The following is a 16,201-nucleotide window of genomic DNA, read 5'->3' as shown; positions in this document are numbered from 1 at the left end:
TGTAGAGCTTTCTGTTCTTAAGTAGAAAATTCTACTTCTAACCGCGCTCTTTTTGTGGGGGGATTACCCTCGGAAAAGGTATGGGCTACAGACACTCTATTGACCTCTATGTGGCGATGCTGAGGCGATCGGAGCGCAACGCTATAGGCTACAGCTTTCTAGCCTTGTTCCTGCTGATCCTGGCCTTTGTGGCGACCGGCATCGGTGGCGACGGTACCGGGCAATTTTCGGCTCTGGTTGAACCAGTGCGGTCTACGGTGGGCCTGTTCCTCCTATGTGGCAGTGGGCTTTCAATCGTGGCCGCAACGTGGTTCAACAGCCGCTATGTGTACTTCGTCAAATGGCCTGAACGGTTTGAGTGAGCGTCAAAGGAAACGTATGGACCTTGCATACGCAATAATCATCGATAGCGCAGCTGAAAAGGCGCTTCGTTCGATGCGTGACAAAGTGGGCAAACGATCCAAAGTTCGCGTGAAGAACTCGGCCCCACCGCATGACGTCGTCATGGTTGATGCTTGGTGGTCTGCTGGCGAGGAGGGTAGTTTGTTCAGCTACATGGATGGGCCAACGGAGCATACTGTGCAATTCGGTCCCGAATACGCGGACATGCTTCTGGCGCAACCCAAAGCCTAGGAAAAGCTTGCGAATGCTACGGCCGCAGGCAATGTCGTGCTCGATAGCTGCAGCGGCGCCTCGGCGGCAGCGATCGATTCCTAAACCCAACTTAAAGATAGAAATCATGACCCGCAACCTAACGACGTCGATCCTGGCAAGCATTGTCTGCCTCTGCCTTTCCGCATGCGCGGGGCCGACTAGAGACGAGCCTGGGGCGTTTACAGTACTGGCCGAAGGCATGGTCGCCAATTCCAATGCGCCTGCGTTTGCCGATTGCCTGCTGGACTGATTCGACAAGGCGCATTATGCGTTGACGATCGTGAACGTCCGCCAGCAGCGACGCGCCGATTCGTTCCGTGTCGAGACTACCTCCCACTCGACGGTCATGGTCAGTGCGGACGTGTTCGATGACGGGAGGGTGCGGCTATACGAAAGCTCGCAAGCTGCGCTGCTCAACACGAGCGGCGAGAGGGAAGCTTTCCAGCGCTGCCTTGAACGCTACCGCTCAAAGATATGTCCGTCGCCATTGGAAACGGCGGATGACGTCACTCGACATCAACCATGAGCTGAGCGGGCCGGCCGGCGAAGCGGTCATGATGGCGATGCAAAGTGACTGGCGCCAGCCGATCGCAGGACAAGCACGCTAAGTAGGAAGGAAAAATACCATGCAGAGCGATAAAGAGACCGCCGCAAACGAAGCCTTGAAAGAGGCGCTGAAAGCGCTCCAGCGTGCAGGCGAGCTGTGTGAGCGGGCCGACTACGGCAGCCAAGTCCTTGGCCCGTTGCGCGACGCTCAACGCGATACACAATACGCACTCGACACGGCCCTGGGCCGGAACTAAGGAAAAATGGGAACTTCGGACGTCATCGCAGTGCTTGCACTATGCGCTTCAGCTGGCTCTGCGCTATATGCGCGCTGGGCGGGGAAGGCGGCACAGCGTGCTAACGAAATCGCGATACACAACGAGCGCCTGAGAATATACAAAGGTCTCCTGGAGTTCCGAGCCATCTTAACCACCAGGGGGCCAAGCTTCCCCGATGACGAACTGTGGAAGTTCGCGGATTTAGTTCTGCTGAGTGAGTTTTACTTCTCGAAAGCGGCGCATGAGGCAATGCAGAAATTGCTCGACGATGGCAATCAGACTAAGGCTCGGTACGAACTTTGGCAGTCCATGAAAGATTCGTGCGGGTACACCGCTACAGCTACTCGTGCAATGAACGACTTGCACCGCGCAACTCGGGACCGGTGTGGGGCGGTAGCAGACATGTTGAAGCCAGATTTGCTCCTGCATGCCAACAAACCGTCGTGGATAGTTTAGACAGGAAAACCCATGATTGAATTTCCGAAGATGCTTTATCGCCCAGGAGCTGCACCAAATCAGGAGGTCGGCGGGCTGATGCTGGATACGCTGCAGGTGGGGTCTTTGTCTGAAGAGGCGCAGGCCGTCCGCCAAGGCTGGTATGCAACTTTGGCGGAAGCGACCGAGCAATTAAAAAAAAATGAGAGACGGAAGGGTCTGAACACAAGAAGCGAACTAACAGTCGACGTCGAAGCGAGCATCAACAAGGCCTACGACTCGAACCTCTCGGTCGCCGAACAGAAGGCGGTGCGTGAGCACTTGGTCTACGTCCTGACGAAGCTCAGGGAACCGAATACAACAATTGCACCGATAAAGGCTGCACTGATCGTAATGGACTCCCGACTTAGCGCAGCTCTGCCTTGGTTTCAGCATCCTTTTTGGGTGGTCGTTCTTGCAGTAATTGGGAGCGTGATTGCCGCCGGAATAGCGAAGAAGCTAGGCTGGGTTTGATCCATAGGAAAACATGAGTTCTCTTTTCTTTACCGACACGCAGCTGGAAGCAATTGCTGCTGCGCTCGGCGATACCTCAAGCGGGCTAACAGGCTCAGAAATCGGTTTTCTGCTCAGCGCGAGCCGTATCACGGACGTCGATCCAAGCGCGACCAAACGCATCCGGCTCTACAATGCTTTCGCTGTTGACCAAAATAGCAGACGGGATAGGCTGCACGTACTCGCGTTCATCCGGAAGTCGATGAAGCCTGAACGATACCTGTCCAACCCTGATCGCTTCGAGCCTATGCGTGTCCGGCTGAACCAAGCTCTATTGTTCGCCGGGTTAGCCATTGATCATAGTGGCTTGCTCCAAGAGGTAACGCAGGCGCGCACAATTTCAGAGGCAAGGGTACGTGCTGAAGAGCTTCGCGCCGACCTGATGAAACGAGGCGTGCATGCTGACGTCCTGAAATTCTGTAGAGAAGAGCTTTTGGTAAGCAACTACTTTCATGCGGTTCTAGAGACCGTAAAGAGTGTGATGGACAAGCTCCGGTCGAAAAGCGGACTTGATGAAGATGGCGCCGCACTTATTGATAAGGCACTTGCGGGAGAACGTCCTCTGGTTCGTATCAATCCATTGTCGACCGACAGCGAGCGAAGCGAGCAAAAAGGGTTCGCAAACCTCCTACGAGGAGTCGCCGGGATGTTCAGGAATACGACTGCGCACGAAGCCCGCATTCACTGGAATATGTCTAAGGATGATGCCGAAGATTTGCTCTCGATGGCTTCTCTGATCCATCGCCGGCTCGACAGGGCGATCACCTAGGAAAAATATGCCCAGCTATGAATCAACAGAACGGCACCTTACCCCGCAGGATGCGTGATTGGTACCCGTGTACGGGATAGCGGTCGGGAGGAGACGCGCCCGCCGGAGGACAGGGTGCTGACGGTCGACTGGTATGAATCAGGAACGGGGTTTATGCCTGCGGTTGGGACTGAACGCGAACTATGGCGATGTGACGACGCTAGCTTGGTTCAAAGCTTGATTGCGCAGTTCGGGCCCGCTGAGCGGGAGCTTTGATCCGTAAGGAAAACCCACGTCCGGCCATAACTGCGGATGAAGCGAAGATAGAGGCGCTCCGCTGGCTTTAGACGATGAAACGTGCACTGGCCGCCTAAGCGTTGACAGTATTGCAATCAGGCACTAATGTCACAATATCGAGACATCCGCTAGTTCCGTTCCTTTATAACACACTGATCTACGAGAGAAATGCTGATCAAAAAGCTCTGCTCGCTGTTCGTTCGAACCGCCCCAGCAGCACCCGTGTCCGGCCGCCACAAAGAAAAGGCTCGCTACGGATCGGCGCACGATGCCAGTTTAACCAGGCCCGAGACCCCTCCCCAACCGCCGGCTCCCTGTCCCGCAAGGCCCTCGGTCTCGTTCGTTGAACAGCGCGCCCGGCTCGGCTTGACTGGTACACCTATTCATGGGATGACGCCTGAACAGTGCATGGTGGTGAAACAAGCCCTACGAGCCGACAAAGAGTTGGTCGAGCGCGACTGCATTCACAGGGCCGCACGCGAGGGCATCGTACACAGTAGCGCCCGAACACTGGCTGAGGCTGGTGCGGGGCATAATTACGAGCGGCGCCGCGCGCTGTTTGTAGACAGTATGTGCCGCGCGATGCCTGCCGTGGCGCGTGACCTCGTGAAACACGCTGTGGACAAGGAGTTCGACGTCGTATATGTGGAGTGGACAAGGGAGCGGGAGCAACTGGAGTTGATCTACAGCAACGCGATGACGCCAACTGAGTACGAGCATTTCTGTGGGCGCCTGCTGAGCAAGTATGGGTGGAACACTGAAGTGACACGGGCAAGCGGGGATCAAGGCGCCGACGTCATCGCTACCAAGCAAGGCATACGTGCGGTCATCCAAGTCAAGAAGTACAGCGCGCCGGTCGGCAACGATGCTGTCCAGCAGATCTACGCTGCGCAGACCCATTATGGCGCGACAGTGGCAGCCGTAGTAAGTACGGCCGGGTTCACGGGCAGCGCACGGGAACTGGCACGGTCGACCCGTGTGCACCTGCTGCATCACGATGAACTGGCGAGCTTACCGACTCGCTCGGCGGAGGTCTCTAACGTGACCGCAGCAGCCCTACCGCGCCCAGCACTGTGGAACAAGCCCAAGGCACGCACAACAGCGAAGGCGCGAGGCAAAAAAGCCTAAGAGCACTTAACAGAACCGCCATGGCTGCGTTGCACCGTCTCGCCGTACGCCTGTACTGTCTTCGGCAGTGCGCCTTGCCCTGGCGGTTTTGTTAGGCGCTCTAAATCTGATTGCACGCGCTCGTCCGGGTAAGTACAGGATGGTTGTAGTGCCATTCACCACTCACAATGCGACCTGCTGGCTCATCTGAGGCTTTCAACCTACTATGGGGGGCTCTGGTGCAAATTATGGATGAGGGAGGAGCTGACTGAGCGGGGTGTCCCGTCAGCTCAAGCAGCCAGGACAGCTGCCCAGATTTCGGACTGAGTTTTCCCTTGGGTGGCCAGAGCAGGCAGGTCAAACTGACCTTTGCGAATTCGATGCATCAGCTCAACGCCACGAATTGTGATGGCAGCGGAAGCCAAGCTCTTCAGGCCAAGCATGGCACCCAACCTTAACTTCACGTTTCGATGGTCCTGTTCGATCAAGTTGTTCAGGTATTTTGATGAGCGAAGCTTCACCAGTGCGTCAAGTCTCCCTTGCTGTTGAAGTTCCCGAACGGCCCGGTGGGACGCGGCGTAGCCGTCCAGCGTGATGGTCTCAGGAGATCGACCTTGCGAACGCACGGCCTTGCGAAAGAAGGCTTTCACCGAGGCGACGTTGCGCCGTGGACTGAGCCGGAAATCGACGGTTTTACCTGCCGCGTCAACAGCACGGTAGAGATAAGCCCACCGGCCGCGGATCCTGACGTACGTCTCATCCACTCTCCAAGAGGTGCCTGCCTGCGCTGAGAAGCGACTCCAGCGCTTGTCGAACTCAGGCGCGTAACGTTGTACCCAGCGCAGGATTGTCGTGTGAGCGATCGGGAGGCCTCGCTCGGCCATCATCTCCACCAAGTCGCGGTAGGAAAGCTTGTAGCGCAGGTACCAGCGCACACACAGAATGATGATCTCTTGCTCGAAGTGTCGGCCCTTGAAAAGATCACTTTGGCTCGGACGGTTACGCATGCTGGGCAAAGCTCGTCATTCTAGCCGAACGCAAATTTGCACCAGAGCCGTTTACACAGCCCGGTGCGTCGCACGTAAGGCACCGTTTTAACTGCTAATTTCTGGTGCGGGCTGCCGGTTTCAAACTGGCCACATGATGATTACAAATCATCAGACTTCACTGCCCGAACTGCCAAGTCATGATCGGAGCCCTTTCCATACTCGCGGATCTGGTCAAGCGCACTCTGCTTGGTATATGCCATTGTGGTAGTCACGCTGGCGTGGCCTAACGACTCAGCTACCACGCGGATGTCCCGGCCGCGCAAAATTAGGGCCTTTGCGAAGGTATGGCGTAGCCAGTGTGGAGAGACATCACGCAGCTGCACTGCTTCGGAGCCTCGCCCCTGGCGCTCGAGTTCCGTCGCCAGTTCATCGAGCCGATTCTTGACGATCAGATATAGACTCTTACGCGAGGTGATGTTGGCCCAGGCGCGGAAATACCGCCGCGACTTCGCCTCGGTCACCAGCCGACTGCCGATCGCCACCGGCTTCGTCTGCACCGACAACAGCAGCCCGTATTCTTCGCTCGCTTCCGGGACCGGGGGCAGGCCAAAAGCACCGCGGTACGCCATCAGCTCCTCGAACACGGCCCGCGTCATCGGCACGTCGCGCCCCTTGCTCCCCTTGGCGTGCTCCTCATCGATCTTCAGAATCCAGTAGGTGCGCGCCGTCTTCGGATCGGTCAGCGGATAGACGTCGCGCATGCGTACGCCCACCAGTTCCGATGCGCGCAGGCCGAGCTCACGCAGCGCGACGAACGCAAACCGGTCCCGTGCCCGCAGACGGGCGGCGTTCTCGTTCCCCACGGGTAACGTATCGAGATAGTCGAGCACGTACGCGTAGAGGTCGAGGTCAAGCGAGCGCTCGGCGTTGATCCGCCGCGATTTGCGCGTCTTGATTCTCGCCAGCGGATTGCGCCGGATGACGCCATCCTCATGCAGGTGATGGAAGAGGGCGCGGACGCACCGCAGGATGTCGTCGCGGCTGCCGGCCGATGGGGGAGTGCGGAAGGGGGTATATCCAGGCTCACCGGCTTTCGCAAAGCGCAGCACCGGTTGCTTCGCCCCGTCCGGCCCAGGACGGGTTTTCCCGGTCTCGATCTTCCGGCACAGGCAGTCGCCGGGGAGGTCGCGCAGGAACGTCACAAAAGCGTTGGCGTGGGCCTGGGTCCATTCGGTCGGCGGCACGCCGGTGCGTTCGCAATACCAGCGCAGCTTCGCCACGTGATAACCATAGGTGCTGGCCGTCTCCTCGCTGTAGTCGCCGCCGTTCAGGCGCACGCTTTCGAGCCAGACGTCGACCGCCCGCCAGGCCGTGGCGACGGACAGGTCCGTGCCAGATACCGTCACCAGTGCGCCGGATGTATCCCTCATTGCATTCCTCCATGTGCACCGCGTGCCATGCGCAGCTGGTCGATCGTCATCTCGAGCCGGTCGATTTTACTTTGCAGCTCCGCCGTGCGGTCTTTACTCATGCGCATCTCGGCGCGCGCGCTCTCGATCGACTGCATGGCGAACAGGCGCTGACCTTTTAATTCTTCCGTCAGGCTGGCGACGGTTTCACGTTGCTGCGACAGGGCCACCTGGCCCGCTTCCAGTTCGCGGGCGAGCAGGTCGGCGCGGGCGACCTGCGCCTGCAGCTCGCCGGCAAGCCGCGCCGCCTGGGCTTTCGCGTCCGCCGTTGCCCGTTCGGCCTCGCGCAGCCGCGCGTTCAGGTAGTCGACCTGGGTGTCGCGGCCGGCCTGGGCGGCCAGCCGCGCGAACTGCGGCATCGACTCCGTAAAGATGGCGCGGATCAGGGCGGCGTCCGGCATCGGCGCCACCGCAGAAAACGGTACCGGCCCGGCCGCTGGCGCGGCGGCCGGCGCGACTGTTGCCAATTCGCGCTCTAGGGCGTCGCGTTCGCTGGTGATGGTCGGCGTCGACGGATTGCGCCCCGGCGCGTACGCGCGCAACAGGCGCCGGTAGATGTCCGGCCCATACAGTTTACCGGTGACCTCATGCACGGCACGCAGGAACGCGCGCAGGAACGGCCGGTGGTCGCGCGGATCGACGGGATATCGGTCGAGCAGCGGAGTGATGCGCTGCACGAGCTCGCGGGCCTGATCATCGGATAGGGAGAACGGCGGCCGGCTCATGGCAGTTTCACCGGACGATCCCGAGCGACGGCCGGGCGCCGGCAGGCGCCACGGGGCGTTCGCGCAGGACGAGCAAGATTAAAAGGAGCAGGGCGCATGGTCGTGGATGAGTAGATGACAGGTAGCTTAACCGGTATTAAATGCGGTGTCAAAACTTAACTTTCGACTTAGCCGCGATTAAGTCGAAAGTTTTTGCCACATCGATTTGTTGTTCCACGCTCGCTTCTACTCGAATTAGCACGGATTAAGGTAAGTAGTTTTAACGAAGAGTTTTCTGTTCCACGGGGCGCTTTTGGCAAGGGGATCGACGCAGAAGCTGTGCAGGTAAAACGACAGATAAAGCAAAAGGTGAGCTTCCACAGGGAGCTGACGAGCGACGGCCCAGCTGCATATCCAGCAAAACCAACTGGAAAACCAGCACGTGTTGCACGTTCAGTTGACGTGGGAAGACGCTTTCTCCAGTTCGAGCGTCCTGTGTACTGTCGTTGACGCATGTGCTGTACGCCTGCCCGCAGGCTGATTGAACGTGGCGTAGCTTTGGATTCGGCCGCTGCTCAGCGTCCGTAGGCCTGTCGATGCTGCGAAGGCAGAAGAGGTTTTTAAAGATGAGGCTACTGCCAACGAGTAAGTGCAGTCTCCAAGCCGAAGGGCCGGAGCACGGTGCCATCGACTACCTGGACACTGAGCCAAGCGCAATGCCGATCGACAGGTAAAGAACGCGATCGACTTGTGAAGCTTAGGCAGCATGCGCTTCCGTTGTTCGTTCTGGTTTAAATCGGCTTTCCAATAACTGCAATATCTCCACACCGAGGAGCGATGAATGTCCCTAAGCTGTGCACTGCAACTAAAGAGCAACTTGGCGTCAATCCGTTACATCCGAACCATGCCAGGTAAAGCTGAGGACGTCGCCCCTTCACCTTCAAGTTCGACCAACGCATGTAAGCACTCGCGGCTGCGACAGATTGCTTCCTCGAACGCCATGTATCACACCGTCTAGATAACTCGACAATACATTTAGTAATATCGAATTATTATCACTGCGAGTTCAGAAGTCGTGTTAACGCTAACCAAGAAGGGTTTCTTGTCACAGAAAAGAAATACAACATGCGAAGTCCTGTTTTCGTGGCCCGAGTTCTTGAAAGGGTATCAGGAAGAAGGAGACCACCATCCGCATCCGGACACGCGCTTGATCGAAGTGTGTGGTCGTCGACGCAATAAACAGTGATTGGCAGTCACGCCAGTTGATCGAGAACCGCGTCGTGGGGCGACGGCCGATGCCAGGATGATCGGTCGTTGTAGGAACCTGGTATGTTTGGAGATCATGCTAGACTTTCGCGCGCGAAAGTCTAGGTTTACTACCCGGCCTTTTGTCCCTCGATCTCTTGGTCGCCAAGTGTCTCTTCCGTAGGTTTTTCTTCCGCGAGATCGGTGTGAACTGAAGTCCGAGCTGACCGAGGCTTGGAATACCGTCTCCCAACTCGAGTAACTGGTTTTCTTCCCGGAGCTTCAACACCTGGGCCTTTGCTGTGTCTAGCCGCGATTGACTTGCCACAGATTCTTTGACAATCGGGCATCTGCTATACTGTGTTTTATACAGCATTATGTATGTCATTTTCGTTCGTGTCGCTCAGCTATTCGAAAATGCCAGACCCGTCCCCCGCCATCGGTCTATAACAGCCCCTGTACACATGGGCTATCTTACCTTGACCGAACAGCATGACCGGGACTTCCGCCGCAGCATGACCTATGCTGTTCTACGCGATATGAAGGTCGGTGCGGACGTGCTGCCCCGCCTGCGCGATGCAGTGGTGCGTTGGATTGGGGACGGTTGCATGACGATTAGCGGCTTTGAACTCGACAATACAACGAAAGAATGCACGGTGCAGTCTGGGTACGTCCAAGTTGTTAACGATGACGCTGACAGCTGAACTGGCACTGGATTATGCTACTTTGCATGGCAGTTCGCCTCCCTCGACTGGCCCTTGCGGCGTTTTCCCGAGCATGCTTCGGATCCAGGATATGCGTTAGTGGAACGAGCCAGTGACCGCAGTATTGGCGTCGCCTGGCGAGCAGCTATCAGCAACGGCATGCCCCGCGGGGCATTCTCATGCTTACGCCCAACATGGAGATGTTTGACTGCGACGTTTACCGCGCGCGTGGTTGCGGTATACGCGGGCGCATGGCTTGCCGCAGTTCACACCTTAAGTGGCCCAATGAATAGGATGTTGCGATTCAGTGCTCCAATGAATTTCCTTCACTGGATTATGACCAGTTAGCTGGTCGTAAGGCGACGACCATCGGTCCATTCGGGCTCCCAACTTTTGGCGCCATTCTGTTCGTTTCCACCGGTCGCTATCCAAGAATCGCCTAGTTCATTCACGGCGATAGATCCAGGTCGCCAATGTTCGGGATTGCGTAACCCATCTACCCAGCCTTGCACGTTGCCGCCGAAAAACACGATCACACCGTCTCGGCCTGTATAGCCGCGCTAGGCACGCCAATACAGTGCTGCGACAACCATCGCCAAATGGGCCGCGCGCTCTTGTCCCTTTTGATCAAGCAGTAGGTCGCCTCCCCTTGCAGGCAAATTGAGTCCTCCTGCTGCGTCAAGGATATCCCTGTTGGTTGTGTCAAGACCTGCTGTTTCTAGAGCGAGGGCGGCCGAAATCAGCTTGGATCGGCTCTGCACTAGTCGGCCAGCGGCTTAGTCGCTCAGTACGTCTACGGCATCTTATAGCGCTGACTGTACAGCCATGTTCAGGCGCGGAAGACGATGCACATTTTTCCTAGCTGGGCCACGAATTTGTATTCCTCAGACACGCGAGAGCGAGATATGACCTGTAGCAACGTTGAAATTTCAAGCTACACACTTTCGCGCGCGAAAGTCGCATGGACTTGTTTGGCGTAGGGCTGTCGTCTCCGGGGGTACTTGCAGTGGCTGAATTCAATACCTGAGATTCTTAACTGAACTGCGTACTTCGTCGTTATTGAAGAAGCTACGATAGATAAGCAAAGGCTGCGCTGGGACCATCGGTATCGTACGGTATGGGAGGTGCTCGGAAATCCCGGCCAATACGCGCCTATTTCGCTGCAGCCGCTTGCTCCTTGGGTGTACCAACCCCAGAAGCCTCCTCCAGTGAGGAGTTCATCTTGCTGAGCATGGCATACCCCAGCGCTGCGGCACCAAGAATGATGATCAAGCCGAAGCCAGAAATCAATGAGGTGCCGATATCGCGTAACCAGCCGCCAAGTGTTTTCTTTTCGTCGAAGCGGGCCTCAATACGAGTCATGGACGATGCAAGTTGGGACTCGAGCGAAGTAAATTTGGTCGCTAGTTCAGACTGCACAACTTCGGCAGCAAGAGCTGCCATTTTTTCTTCAAGCAGCTTGTTCGCAAACAGCGTAGCAAGTTGTTCCCCTCGCTGCTTGAAGCTCGCTACACTTTCTGGGAGCGACAAGATCCTGACGAATTCCTCTTCCTCGTCCGGAGAAGGTTGACGACCATGATCAAGGACGAATTTGTTACGCCATTCAACTTTGCTTCGTTTATATACGAAGTAAGCTAGCGCGCCTGGAACATCGTTGGGACCAGAAACCAGAAGTGGATAAAGGTAATGCAAATGTTACTTGCCCTTCTGTTGTTCCAACGAATTTTCAAGTACAGCGCCCGATGTTGCTTTGACAAGATCGCCGCTTGAGAACTGGACAGTAGTAAGAAGTTTTCTGGTTCGATCAGAAAGTTGGGGGGTCGAGTTGCTGTTCATCTTCTCCCCGACGCGACGCACGTCTTCACGAGAGAAGACTGGGCTGAATGCAAACATGGTGCCTCCTTGGCGGTTTGTATCGCTAGCATTCAGTATACCACTTGAACCCTAGCCTAGGATCAGTAAAAAAGTGCTTTTAAACAACATCTTCTATTGCGGAGCAGCGTACTGTACCTCATCAATCATCACACATATAACAGACATGTAGCCCTACGTTCTTGACTCGCACACGTTGACTGCTCCGGCTCCCGCGGAGACTAGCGAGTCAGGCCGAGATGGCTCGACTGCTCAGTTGTCAGGAATACTTTGGCTCAGCTTCGGTTGGCACGATGTAGCCGGGCGGTGCGAGCAAGCGATTCAGTAGGCCCTCCATCATTGCCACCCCCATACCCCAGAAGCCGAAGCGACCGAACAGCTTGATTCGCCCGCTCGAGAAGCTCTTGACCTTCCCACCGTTGTAAGCCCCATGCTTGTTCTCACACTTTATACAAGGGGTACCCTTGGCCTGCATACCACTCGCGGAATTCTTTGGATGTCCGATATTCATCGGCAAATGAGTCCCTTACGCTGAGTTCGTTATTGCCCGCGGCGCCTCCCCCCTGATTGCGGCGAAATAGAGGCTGACAGACGCGACGGCGACGCCAAACAGCACTCCGAGCAGCAGAGTCGGCGTCCCACCCTGCCCAAGTACCCACGCTGCGATAATCGGCCCGCTCGCTTTTGCCAGCAGCGCCGGGCCAGCCAATGCACCGGAAATGGCGCCGTAGTTTTCGCTGCCGAACATCGCTTGCGGCAAGGTGCCGCGAACGATCGTGATGATGCCGTTGCTGAGGCCATACAAGATGCAGAAGACCGCAACCGCCCACGCCTGGGTTCCAAACCAGAGAACTGCAATAAGAGCGGCAGGTAGTGTGCTGAAACAGAACTTCCCGACGGTTTGCGGCGCCGTGTCACGGGCGACTGTCCGCTCCAGGATACGGCCGGCTACCTGCATGGGGCCGATAAGCATGGCGACCAGGATTGCTACGCGAGCGCTGTGCCCTAGTCCGTGCAGCAGCGGGATCAGGTGAACGGACAACGCGGAGAAAACGAAAATATTGGCCGAGAACGCCATCGCCAGCTTCCAGAACGCCGGATGGCGCACTGCCTCGGCCAAGGTATGGCCGCGTTGCGCTACAGCGACCGGACACCGTGACAATGGCTGCTCACGGCCCAGCAGCAGGTGCAGCGGCAGGCAAATCAGCAGCTGCAAGGCGCTGAACCATAGGTAGCTGTCGCGCCAGCCAACAGACATATTCAATGCCTGCGTCAGCGGCCAGAATATGGTGCTGGCGAAGCCTGCGAACAGGGTCAAGGTCGATATTGCCTGCCGTCCAGCGCTTGCGAACCTGCGGTTAATCGTGGCAAACGCCGCCTCGTACAGCGTCAGGCCCATCGCAAGGCCGAGAATCGTCCAGGCCGTGACATAGGCGGCCGGGCTGCGGCTCTCGCTCAGCAGGAAAAAACCGATGGCGCACACGACCGAGCCCGCGCCCATGACCATCTGTCCACCGTGGCGATCGAGCAGGATGCCGATCGGCGTCGCCACCAGGCCGGCGATCAGCAGGCTCCATGAATAGGCGCCGAAAACGAGTGTCGGGCTCCACCCGAGCTCACGCTGGATACTCGGCGCAAGGATGCTGAACGCGTAGTACAGCGACCCCCAGGACACAATCTGGGTACAAGCAAGGATGCCGATGGCGCGCCACTGGGTAGTCATATGTCCTCGTTCATGAGCAGGCGGCGCACGGCACCACCGGAATCGACATCGCTTAGGCGCAGCATGCCGGCCTGGCCGATGGCGCAAGGTTCGGCAGCGAGGGGCAGCCACATCCGCCCTTCCCTTGCTCCTTCGTCTCTGCATCTGCAACGCAGCACGCCGTTTCCTGACTCGGCGCCGGCCCGCCACAGCAAGCGGATGCCACCGGTTCCCTGTCGTACGCTTGCCGGGTGCTGCAAACACCGGTTTCCGGCAGTTCCAGCTGCACGTCGTCGGCAGCAAGCAGGTCGCCAGCCAGGGCGGCGACGACCGATCGTACCTGCTCATAACCGGTTGCCATCAAGAAGTTCGGCGCACGCCCGTAGCTCTTGGCCCCAACCGCATAGTAACCTTGCTCTGGATGAGCCAGCTCGCGGTGGCCGTGCGGCCGCACCGTGCCGCAGCTATGTTCGTTCGGGTCGATCAATGGTGCCAGCAGGTCCGTGCTCTCGAGCCAAGGGTCGTGGCGCACGCGTAGTTCACGCGTGATGTCGAGGTTCGGCCGGGCGCCGGTAGCGGCAATGATCGCGTCGATGCCATCGATGTCTGCGGCGCCGGTTTCGCCACGCACGGTAATACGGCCGGCATCCTCCAGCAGCGACTGTATCCGGAAGTCCTGGTGTAACTCCAGCCGGCCGGATTGCTGCAGCGCCTTCAGCCGCATGCCCAACTGTCCGCGTGCCGGCAGGCCGTCGGCATCGCCGCCACCGAACAGCTTCGCGCTCTGACGTCCGCGAATGGCCCAGACCAGGTGTGTGCCCGGTACCTGCTCGGCGAGCGTCGCTAGTGCCAGCAGGGATCCCGCAGCCGAGTGTCCGGCCCCGACAACCAGTACACGCCGGCCGGCGTAGCGTTGCCGCCCGGCTCCCAGCACGTCCGGCATGCCATAGGCGATCCGGTCGCGCAGTGCGACTTCGCCTCGCGCCGGCAACCCGTTGGCACCGAGCGGATTAGGTTGCGACCAGGTACCGGTGGCATCGATCACGGCACTGGCCAGGTACTCGCGCTCGCCTTCAGGCGTCGCCGCGCGGATAACAAACGGGGCGCTCTCGCGACCTCGCGTCTTCACCTTGTCGAACCCGGCCCGGGTGATTGCGACCACACGGTGGGAGAGCCTGAGGTTCTCGGCGATCGCGGGAAGGGCTGCAAGAGGCAGCAGGTATCTGTCGACGATTTCTCCAGCCGTCGGCAAAACTTCCGGGTCCGGCGCCTGCCAACCGGCTGCCATGAGCGATTGGCGGGCTGCCTTGTCGACGTTGTACTGCCATGGCGAAAACAGGCGAACATGGCGATAGCTCGCCAGGTTGCTCGCCACCTGCGCACCCGCCTCCAGGATCAGCGGGGTGAAGCCGCGCGCGACCAGGTGGGCAGCCGCGGCCAGGCCGATAGGTCCTGCGCCAAGCACCGCTACAGGAAGGCTGTTGTTGAGGATGTTGTCCATGGTGTCTCCCAGTTCATCAAGTTTGCTGCTGTGGTTGAGGATCTCATTAGTATTTCGTCGAATTACGAACAATGAGGCAAAAAAGTTTTAGAGACTGCCGATCATCTGTTTCAGCTGGGCCAGCCGGTCCGTATTCACGCAATAGCAGACGCGCTGTTCGTCGGCCGAACCAATGATGAGTCCTGCCTGCTTGAGCACGCTGACATGCTGCGAGATCGTCGACGCGGCCAGGGGCAGGACATCAGCCAGGCTGCCGAAGTAGCAGGCGCCGTAAGCCGAAAGGTAGTTCAGCAGCTGGACGCGTGCCGGATGCGCGAGCGCCTTGCACAGCATCGCCAGCTCATCAGCGTCAATCGTGGGTGCGGCAGTCCCGTCCTTCGGAGCACAGCAGGTCGTCATGTCCATCCTTCGTAATTCGTCAATCAACGAACAAAGAATAAAACCCTTGTCATGAAGCTGTCAACATATTTCGATATTCTTGGAACTGTCGCATCAAGCGTGTATGATCCTGACATCTTGCACATGATTGGAAAGCCATGGATACCAAAGCAATACTTGCAGCGCTCGCGGCCTTGGCACAGGAAAGCCGTCTGGCGGTATTTCGACTGCTTGTACAGGCTGGGCCGGCGGGTCTCGCAGCGAGCAAAATTGCCGAGCACCTGGACATCCCGTCCTCATCGCTGTCGTTCCACCTGAAAGAGCTGTCACATGCCGGGCTCCTCTCTTACCGGCAGGACGGACGCTTCGTGATTTATTCGGCGAACGTCGAAACAATGAACGGGCTGATCGGCTTCCTGACCGAGAACTGCTGCGGGGGCGTGCCTTGCGACGCGGCCGCAGGCAATGTATGCAAGGCGGAATGATGCCGGCCACGTATCTCCCCAATTTGACACTTTGACCAAACCACAAACCAAATGAACGTACTGTTTCTCTGCACTGGCAACTCCTGCCGCTCCGTCCTCAGCGAGGGCACTTTCAACCATCTCGCCCCGGAAGGCTTGAAGGCGATCAGCGCCGGTAGCCAACCGACGGGGTGGCTGCATCCGCGCGCTGTCGCCCTCCTGGACCGCAAAGGGATTTCGACCGAAGGCTACTACAGCAAGTCGTGGGACGAACTTCCCGTCACGCCAGACATCGTCGTCACCGTCTGCAGCAGTGCCGCCGGCGAAACTTGTCCTGCGTACCTCGGCCCGGTCCTACGCACCCACTGGGGTCTGGAAGATCCCAGCCATGTCGTCGGCACCGACGAGGAAATTGAAGCAGCATTCGAGCGGACCTACGAGATCATTCTGGCCCGCACGCAAGCCTTCCTGGCATTGCCGCTCGACGATCTGAAAGCCGACAAGGCCCGATTCAAGGCTGAGCTCGATCGTATCGGCAACCTGCTGCCGTAATCGA

At 58.0% G+C, this 16,201-nt stretch carries 18 protein-coding genes; 10 read left to right on the top strand and 8 right to left on the bottom strand.

Translation table 11 applies throughout. The annotated features are described in order from the left end of the window. Nucleotides 1-80: 80 nt before the first annotated feature. The 7 genes from ACFPQ5_RS03270 to ACFPQ5_RS03240 all read left to right on the top strand — a co-directional run bounded on the left by ACFPQ5_RS03270 (nucleotide 81) and on the right by ACFPQ5_RS03240 (nucleotide 4,638). Nucleotides 81-362, top strand: a complete 282-nt coding sequence (locus ACFPQ5_RS03270) for a hypothetical protein (RefSeq protein WP_379751827.1) — start codon at nucleotides 81-83, stop codon at nucleotides 360-362. Nucleotides 363-378: 16 nt separating this feature from the next. Further along, complete coding sequence (locus tag ACFPQ5_RS03265) at nucleotides 379-633, top strand: hypothetical protein (RefSeq protein ID WP_379751826.1); 255 nt, start codon at nucleotides 379-381, stop codon at nucleotides 631-633. 106 nt (nucleotides 634-739) lie between these two features. Continuing rightward, nucleotides 740-904, top strand: coding sequence for a hypothetical protein (locus tag ACFPQ5_RS03260; protein ID WP_379751825.1), 165 nt, complete (start codon nucleotides 740-742; stop codon nucleotides 902-904). A 376-nt stretch (nucleotides 905-1,280) separates the two neighbouring features. After that, nucleotides 1,281-1,457: a hypothetical protein gene (locus ACFPQ5_RS03255; RefSeq protein ID WP_379751824.1), complete on the top strand. Its 177-nt coding sequence runs from the start codon at nucleotides 1,281-1,283 to the stop codon at nucleotides 1,455-1,457. 489 nt (nucleotides 1,458-1,946) lie between these two features. After that, on the top strand, nucleotides 1,947-2,426 hold the full coding sequence (locus ACFPQ5_RS03250) for a hypothetical protein (RefSeq protein ID WP_379751823.1): 480 nt from the start codon (nucleotides 1,947-1,949) through the stop codon (nucleotides 2,424-2,426). Nucleotides 2,427-2,439: 13 nt separating this feature from the next. Continuing rightward, nucleotides 2,440-3,234 carry a TIGR02391 family protein gene (locus ACFPQ5_RS03245; protein WP_379751822.1) on the top strand — a complete coding sequence of 265 codons (795 nt, stop codon included), beginning with the start codon at nucleotides 2,440-2,442 and terminating at the stop codon, nucleotides 3,232-3,234. A 444-nt stretch (nucleotides 3,235-3,678) separates the two neighbouring features. Next, nucleotides 3,679-4,638, top strand: a complete 960-nt coding sequence (locus ACFPQ5_RS03240) for a restriction endonuclease (protein WP_379751821.1) — start codon at nucleotides 3,679-3,681, stop codon at nucleotides 4,636-4,638. Between the two features lie 269 nt (nucleotides 4,639-4,907). Here ACFPQ5_RS03240 and ACFPQ5_RS03235 read toward each other — a convergent pair whose 3' ends face one another. From ACFPQ5_RS03235 to ACFPQ5_RS03225, 3 genes are all read right to left on the bottom strand, one after another. Then, nucleotides 4,908-5,624: an IS6 family transposase gene (locus ACFPQ5_RS03235; protein ID WP_379751820.1), complete on the bottom strand. Its 717-nt coding sequence runs from the start codon at nucleotides 5,622-5,624 to the stop codon at nucleotides 4,908-4,910. A 140-nt stretch (nucleotides 5,625-5,764) separates the two neighbouring features. Further along, the gene (locus tag ACFPQ5_RS03230; protein WP_379751819.1) at nucleotides 5,765-7,036 is read right to left on the bottom strand and encodes a tyrosine-type recombinase/integrase; all 1,272 of its coding nucleotides are present in this window, start codon (nucleotides 7,034-7,036) and stop codon (nucleotides 5,765-5,767) included. Then, a complete protein-coding gene (locus tag ACFPQ5_RS03225; RefSeq protein ID WP_379751818.1) occupies nucleotides 7,033-7,752 on the bottom strand; it encodes a hypothetical protein in 720 nt (239 codons plus the stop codon). The genes ACFPQ5_RS03230 and ACFPQ5_RS03225 overlap by 4 nt, the downstream gene beginning before the upstream one ends. A 1,736-nt stretch (nucleotides 7,753-9,488) precedes the next feature. Between ACFPQ5_RS03225 and ACFPQ5_RS03220 the strand changes: the two genes are divergently transcribed. Then, on the top strand, nucleotides 9,489-9,728 hold the full coding sequence (locus ACFPQ5_RS03220) for a hypothetical protein (RefSeq protein ID WP_379751817.1): 240 nt from the start codon (nucleotides 9,489-9,491) through the stop codon (nucleotides 9,726-9,728). 1,152 nt (nucleotides 9,729-10,880) lie between these two features. Here ACFPQ5_RS03220 and ACFPQ5_RS03215 read toward each other — a convergent pair. From ACFPQ5_RS03215 to ACFPQ5_RS03195, 5 genes are all read right to left on the bottom strand, one after another. Continuing rightward, on the bottom strand, nucleotides 10,881-11,420 hold the full coding sequence (locus ACFPQ5_RS03215; RefSeq protein ID WP_379751816.1) for a hypothetical protein: 540 nt from the start codon (nucleotides 11,418-11,420) through the stop codon (nucleotides 10,881-10,883). Nucleotides 11,421-11,423: 3 nt separating this feature from the next. Beyond that, nucleotides 11,424-11,621: a hypothetical protein gene (locus tag ACFPQ5_RS03210; protein WP_136222793.1), complete on the bottom strand. Its 198-nt coding sequence runs from the start codon at nucleotides 11,619-11,621 to the stop codon at nucleotides 11,424-11,426. Nucleotides 11,622-12,126: 505 nt separating this feature from the next. Continuing rightward, nucleotides 12,127-13,323, bottom strand: a complete 1,197-nt coding sequence (locus tag ACFPQ5_RS03205) for an MFS transporter (RefSeq protein WP_379751815.1) — start codon at nucleotides 13,321-13,323, stop codon at nucleotides 12,127-12,129. Between the two features lie 52 nt (nucleotides 13,324-13,375). Further along, nucleotides 13,376-14,803, bottom strand: a complete 1,428-nt coding sequence (locus tag ACFPQ5_RS03200; protein ID WP_379751814.1) for an FAD-dependent oxidoreductase — start codon at nucleotides 14,801-14,803, stop codon at nucleotides 13,376-13,378. A gap of 87 nt (nucleotides 14,804-14,890) precedes the next feature. Continuing rightward, entirely contained in the window at nucleotides 14,891-15,202 is a 312-nt protein-coding gene (locus tag ACFPQ5_RS03195) for an ArsR/SmtB family transcription factor (protein ID WP_147935974.1), read from the bottom strand. Nucleotides 15,203-15,339: 137 nt separating this feature from the next. Here ACFPQ5_RS03195 and ACFPQ5_RS03190 point away from each other — a divergent pair, with 137 nt between their 5' ends. Together ACFPQ5_RS03190 and ACFPQ5_RS03185 are read left to right on the top strand one after the other, a co-directional pair. Then, nucleotides 15,340-15,666, top strand: coding sequence for an ArsR/SmtB family transcription factor (locus ACFPQ5_RS03190; RefSeq protein ID WP_379751813.1), 327 nt, complete (start codon nucleotides 15,340-15,342; stop codon nucleotides 15,664-15,666). A gap of 51 nt (nucleotides 15,667-15,717) precedes the next feature. Next, nucleotides 15,718-16,197 (top strand): arsenate reductase ArsC, encoded by a 480-nt coding sequence (locus tag ACFPQ5_RS03185; RefSeq protein WP_379751812.1) that lies wholly within the window; start codon nucleotides 15,718-15,720, stop codon nucleotides 16,195-16,197. Nucleotides 16,198-16,201: the final 4 nt, after the last annotated feature.

The sequence above is a fragment of the Massilia suwonensis genome, from assembly GCF_042655665.1.
Taxonomy (GTDB): domain Bacteria; phylum Pseudomonadota; class Gammaproteobacteria; order Burkholderiales; family Burkholderiaceae_D; genus Telluria; species Telluria suwonensis.
The sequence above is the reverse complement of the archived record's forward strand: the minus strand, read 5'-3'. Positions and strand labels throughout refer to the sequence as shown.